Genomic DNA, 5,667 nt, shown 5'->3' on the forward strand with positions numbered 1-5,667 from the left:
CCATCGAGCTTCGTTACCAATTATCATAACACAGGCTTTCCTCCTCTGTCAATATTGCGCCGCCAAATTGTGGGTTCCACCAAGGGTAAAATAGCGATCGAGAATTTTACCCCAGCAAGCCAATGGACGAGGAACAAACAAGTTTGACTTTTCGCGAATATTTGCAACTGGAACGAAGCAGGGCAGTACGCCATGAATACATCGCCGGCGAGTTGTTTGAAATGGGGAATTTATCGCCGGAACATGACGCGATCGCGGTTAATCTCAGCAGTGGATTGCAAGAGCGGTTGCGCGAGGGAGACTGGGAAGTTTTTATGGGAGAAATGATTCTGTGGGTAGAAGCTGCAGATGTGGCTTATTATCCCGATGTGATGGTAGTTTGCGACCCCACGGATAGCGATCGCGACTTTAAAACGCGGCCCATTTTAATTATCGAAGTGCTCTCCTCGGATACAGTGGCCACTGACCGACAAGAAAAGTTCCGGGCATACCAAAAATTGCCCAGTTTGCGGGAATACCTGTTAGTGCATCAGGACAAGGTAGGGATTGAAGTGTTGCGGAAAAATGCACAAGGGAATTGGACCGAAGAGCAGTTGCACGCAAAGGATAAATTGCGTTTGGATTCGGTGCCAGTCACCCTGACAATGGCAGAGATTTATGATGGGGTGTTGTTGGCTGAGCGATCGCTGTGAACCCTTCGAGTGGGGGTGGGAAATTGACCGACGCGGCGATCGCGGCGACAAGGCGGGTTTTAGAGCAAAAATTCTTATCTCACAGAGTTGCCCCCCACATCCCCCGAGAATTTTTATTGACAAAATGGCTGAAGTATGATAAATAGCCGAGAGCGATCGCCGGATGTGGAGCCAGTCTGAAGACCTGTGGTGGAGAGGACTCAGAGAGTTTTTGGGGTATGTTACCGTAATGTAATGAGTGGATGTAGAGTTCCACGCACCCCGGCTCGTCTTTCTCATCAAAACTTTAAAAATCCGAGAATAATATGCGCCAGTTCATTGCTCGAACTTGGAATGGGTTGCAATCGGTACTTTACCGACAGACCTTGCTCATTCTGACTCTATTGTTTTGCATTGGAGTCGGTGTGGCATTGTCGAATATGTCCCGTTTGTCGTCGCACCTGATTGCCTCCCAAGCACTACAGAATGCGGCGGCGATCGCCCAAACCATGAAAGAAGCGCGCACCCTCTACAGTTCCCAAGCCGTCAATCGCATCGAAAACATTCCCGGAATTCGCGTCACCCACGACTACGCCACCCAAGAAGGTGCCATGCCCCTCCCAGCCACCTTTCTCCTGGAACTCGGGCACAAAATTAGCGACGATCGTGGTGGAATGTCGGCGCATCTGTTTAGCGATTATCCCTTTCCTTGGCGCAGGGAAACTGGCGGCGCGCGAGATAATTTCCAGCGCGAATCCCTCAGCTATTTAAGACAACATCCCGATCGCTCGTTTTATCGCATCGAAACCCTTGGCGATCGGCAATTTTTCCGCTATGCCCAAGCCGATATCATGCAGCCCAGTTGCGTCGAGTGCCACAACACTCACCCCGCCAGTCCCAAAACCGATTGGAAAGTCGGCGACGTGCGCGGAATTCTGGAAATTTATCAGCCCTTAAATCCCTTTATCGCCCAAACGCAAACCGGCTTGCAAAGCACCTTTTTGATGCTTGGCGGATTATCTGTTTTAGCCCTTTCCGGTTTAACCGTGGTCATCAATCGCTTGCGTCAAACTGCCACAGTATTAGAACGGCGTGTCAAAGAACGCACCTCTGAGTTAGCCCTCGCCAACCAGGATTTAGAAAAAAGAAACCAACTGATTCGGCAGGTTTTTGGCCGCTACTTGAGCGATGAAGTGGTGGCGAATTTGCTCGACTCGCCATCAGCGCTCAAACTGGGGGGCGATCGGCGCAAAATTACCATTCTCACCTCAGACTTGCGCGGATTCACCGCTTTATCGGAACGGCTTTCCCCAGAAGAAGTGGTAGAAATCCTCAACTTTTACCTGAAACACATGGCGGACATCATTACTCAGTACGAAGGCACCATTAACGAATTTATGGGCGATGGGATTTTGGTGTTTTTTGGCGCGCCCACCGTCAGAGGAAACGATGCCGATAGAGCGGTTGCCTGCGCCCTAGCCATGCAGTTACAAATGAAAGCAGTTAACGATAAAATAAAAGAATTCGGTTGGTTGCCTTTAGAAATGGGAATTGGTATGAACACGGGAGAAGTGGTAGTGGGCAATATCGGCTCGGAAAAACGTACCAAATACGGTGTAGTCGGCAGTCACATGAATTTAACATTTCGCATTGAATCTTATACCACAGGCAGTCAAGTTTTTATTTCAGAATCTACTTTAAATGAAGTGAAAGCCCGCTTAAGAATTGATGAAGAAAAGAAAGTAAAGCCCAAAGGGGTAAAAAGGGAAATTACCATTTATCAAGTGGGCGGAATTGGCGAACCTTATAACTTATCTTTACCCCAAGAAGCGGAAAATTTTTATCCGCTTCCGGAACCGCTACCCATCCACTACGCCCTGTTAGAAGGCAAGCAGGTGGGGGAAAATTATTTCCACGGAAGTTTAATTCAGCTTTCGGAAAAAGGGGCAGCAATTCAAGCGCAGACAGATGCACAGGGGGCGATTCCGTCGGCATTGAGCAATATAAAGCTTAATTTAATTTCGTCTTACTATGGGTTGTTAAAGTCCAGCGAAGATATCTATGCTAAGGTGCTCGAAATTTCCGGGGAAAATGGGTGTTTTTACATCCGTTTTACCGCGCAACCTCCGGACGTCCGAGATCGGCTCAATTCTCTTTACAATTCGATACAAAAATAGGCTTGACAAATAGCATTGTTTGTGGTTGTGCTTCCCGTAGGGTGGGCATTGCCTAGGGCAGAGCGATCGCAGAGGCAATGCCCGTTACAGATTGCCAATTGCCGTTACCGAGGTTTTTGAGCTTGAAGCACCTGGAGGGAGCCACCGGCATAGAGTCGCGGTTTGTCAACCTGAAATCCGACTTCAGCCAACAGTTGAGGTAAATCAGTGGCGAGTAATTGCCAAGCGGTTTCGGTTTCAAACAGCCAGAGAAAGAGGCTCAAACCCGGCCACAATAAGGGATTGGTGGGACGATGAAAATCCACCATCGTAAAGGTACCGCTGGGTTTGAGGACGCGGTAAACTTCGGCGAGGATATCGCGCAATTGCTCGCGGTCCATTTCGTGCATGGCGACACTGGTATGGACCAGATCGAATTCATCCTTAGGCAGGGGCATATTTTCGGCGAAAGCTTGCACGTAGGATGCGTCGGGGACATTTTGGCGAGCGCGCTGGAGCGATCGCGGCGAAGCATCCAACCCCGTAACTTCAGAAGAATAGCGGACCAGGTATTCCGTTGCCTGAGCGCTACCGCAGCACAGATCCAGAACCTTGGTTTCTGGCGTGAGGGAGACACCTTCGAGGGCTAACTGACGGAAGCGGGATTCGCCGCCGACACTGAGGGCGGCGATGCGGGAAATGGTATCGTAGAGCCACTGATAGCGGTAACTCAAGTCTCTGAGAATCGTTGCCAATATTTCCTCCCGATAGAGATCTCAATCTGAGTTTAAAGGTGACTTAATCAACGATATGATTGTTAAAATAAGTAACGAAACTGAAGAGTAAAGGGAAACTGTGATAGCTATGGGCCGTGTAGGGGTATTATTACTTAATTTAGGGGGACCGGAGCAAATCGAAGACGTCCGACCCTTTCTGTTCAACTTGTTTTCAGATCCCGAAATTATTCGCCTGCCATTTCCGTGGTTGCAAAAACCCCTAGCATGGTGGATTTCGAGCCTGCGGACCCAAAAATCCGAGGAAAATTACCGCGAAATAGGCGGAGGATCGCCGTTGCGGCGGATTACAGAAGAGCAGGCGATCGCCCTGCAAGAGCAGTTAAAGCAAAAGGGCCAAGAGGCGCAAATTTATATTGGAATGCGCTATTGGCATCCCTTTACCGAAGAAGCGATCGCCCGAATCAAGCGCGATCGAATTGAAAAGCTGGTGATTCTGCCGCTATACCCGCAGTTTTCCATCAGTACCAGCGGATCGAGCTTCAGACTGCTCGAGAAAATTTGGCAAGAAGACCCATCGGTGCAGCAGCTTGACTATACCGTTATCCCCTCCTGGTACAAACACCGGGGATACCTCCAGGCGATGGCGGAACTGATCGCCCAGCAACTCGACGAGTTCGAGAATCCCGACGCGGTTCATATCTTCTTCAGCGCCCACGGCGTCCCCCTCAGCTACGTGGAAGAAGCCGGCGATCCTTACCAGCGCGAGATTGAGGAATGTACCGAACTGATTATGCGAACCCTCAATCGACCGAATGACCACACCCTCGCCTACCAAAGTCGAGTCGGACCGGTGGAATGGCTCAAACCCTATACGGAAGATGCGATTATCTCCCTCGCCGAGTCGGGAGTGAAAGACTTGCTGGTGGTTCCGATTAGCTTCGTCTCCGAACATATCGAGACCCTGCAAGAAATTGACATGGAATATCGAGAACTGGCAGAAGAAGCAGGAATCGAGAATTTCCATCGGGTGCCGGCCCTGAACACCCATCCGGTGTTTATTGACGACTTAGCCGATTTAGTCGTCGAAGCGATCGACCAGCCCAGTGTCACCTTCGACCAAGTGGTTCATCCGGCGAAGAAATTCAAAATGTATCCGCAAGAACGCTGGGAGTGGGGAATGACCACCGCCGCCGAAGTCTGGAACGGACGTCTGGCAATGATTGGGTTTATGGCATTAATAATAGAACTGATTACCGGCCACGGACCGTTGCACTTCGTGGGATTACTTTAGCTTAGAAGGGATGAGAGGTAGGGTGGGCATTGCTCACTCTACTCGTCGCGGGTGCAAATCATTTGGCAGTGCCACTGCATTGTCGTCGCGTCACTCAATCTGGATCTTGTTTGCTTTCCCGGGGATGGCGGCGAGTACCTTGCTCTACATACCAGCGATACCATTCCTGGGAGGTGCGAATAGCCAACCAGAGAAGAAGTAAAGCAATGATGCCGCCTTCGGTGGGTGCATCGAAGGCAAACAACACCAGGAAAATGCATAAGGCATCTTGGGCAACGATCGCCCACAGGGGCAATCTGCCCAGGCGGTAGAACCATCCCACTTGCACCAGTTGCAGGACCAGGGCTAATAACCCGCCGACAATGCCAATAATCGCCACGAGAAAGGAAGGGGCGGCATTGTCCTGGCCAAAACTGGCTTGGGCGATCGCCATTCCCATGATTGCCCCGACAACGGGACTGAAAACAAGCTGGACGTTTTGTAGGAGTCGCTGTCCCCAGACTTGTTTTGAGGCAAATAATTCAAATAACGACCAACTGACGAGAATCGCGATCGCCACCTGGGGGGACAAGCGAGACAACAGGGGTACGCGAGACCACAGTTGGTCGCTTTGCAATAAACCAATGAGCAGAAGGGGCAGGGCAATTCTCATTCCCCCCGCCGCCGACGCCGATAGCGCGGCAAGCAGTTCAATCATCGTTCATCGAAAATTAGGGTTGGTAAGGGGACGGATGAAAACCCCTGTCATTCATGCACGGGGAGGAATCCGTCCCCTTACACAAACAGCAGCCCAACAGGGCTTCAATTGAAGC

5 protein-coding genes are annotated in these 5,667 nt (G+C 50.5%); 3 read left to right on the plus strand and 2 right to left on the minus strand.

What is annotated here, in order from left to right; genetic code table 11:
• The first annotated feature begins 122 nt into the window (after positions 1 to 122).
• Both LKK83_RS15255 and LKK83_RS15260 read left to right on the plus strand, forming a co-directional pair.
• Positions 123 to 692, plus strand: a complete 570-nt coding sequence (locus LKK83_RS15255) for a Uma2 family endonuclease (protein WP_324632063.1) — start codon at positions 123 to 125, stop codon at positions 690 to 692.
• A 305-nt stretch (positions 693 to 997) separates the two neighbouring features.
• The gene (locus tag LKK83_RS15260; RefSeq protein ID WP_324632064.1) at positions 998 to 2,848 is read left to right on the plus strand and encodes an adenylate/guanylate cyclase domain-containing protein; all 1,851 of its coding nucleotides are present in this window, start codon (positions 998 to 1,000) and stop codon (positions 2,846 to 2,848) included.
• A 104-nt stretch (positions 2,849 to 2,952) separates the two neighbouring features.
• Here the strand turns inward: LKK83_RS15260 and LKK83_RS15265 are convergent, their stop codons facing one another.
• Positions 2,953 to 3,582, minus strand: coding sequence for a class I SAM-dependent methyltransferase (locus LKK83_RS15265; protein ID WP_324632065.1), 630 nt, complete (start codon positions 3,580 to 3,582; stop codon positions 2,953 to 2,955).
• Positions 3,583 to 3,691: 109 nt separating this feature from the next.
• On the opposite strand from LKK83_RS15265, the gene hemH reads away from it, so the two are divergent.
• Entirely contained in the window at positions 3,692 to 4,855 is a 1,164-nt protein-coding gene (gene hemH / locus LKK83_RS15270; protein ID WP_324632067.1) for a ferrochelatase, read from the plus strand.
• Between the two features lie 94 nt (positions 4,856 to 4,949).
• Here the strand turns inward: hemH and LKK83_RS15275 are convergent, their stop codons facing one another.
• Complete coding sequence (locus LKK83_RS15275) at positions 4,950 to 5,552, minus strand: DUF4126 domain-containing protein (RefSeq protein ID WP_324632066.1); 603 nt, start codon at positions 5,550 to 5,552, stop codon at positions 4,950 to 4,952.
• Positions 5,553 to 5,667 lie beyond the last annotated feature (115 nt).

This window comes from Phormidium sp. CCY1219 (genome assembly GCF_035615515.1).
Lineage (GTDB): Bacteria > Cyanobacteriota > Cyanobacteriia > Cyanobacteriales > Laspinemataceae > CCY1219.

What these genes read in the sequence shown, in the direction of transcription:
- LKK83_RS15255 (WP_324632063.1), top strand. Translation starts at nt 123, where the DNA reads ATGGACGAGGAACAAACAAGTTTGACTTTTCGCGAATATTTGCAACTG.
- LKK83_RS15260 (WP_324632064.1), top strand. Translation starts at nt 998, where the DNA reads ATGCGCCAGTTCATTGCTCGAACTTGGAATGGGTTGCAATCGGTACTT.
- hemH (WP_324632067.1), top strand. Translation starts at nt 3,692, where the DNA reads ATGGGCCGTGTAGGGGTATTATTACTTAATTTAGGGGGACCGGAGCAA.
- LKK83_RS15275 (WP_324632066.1), bottom strand. Translation starts at nt 5,552, where the DNA reads ATGATTGAACTGCTTGCCGCGCTATCGGCGTCGGCGGCGGGGGGAATG.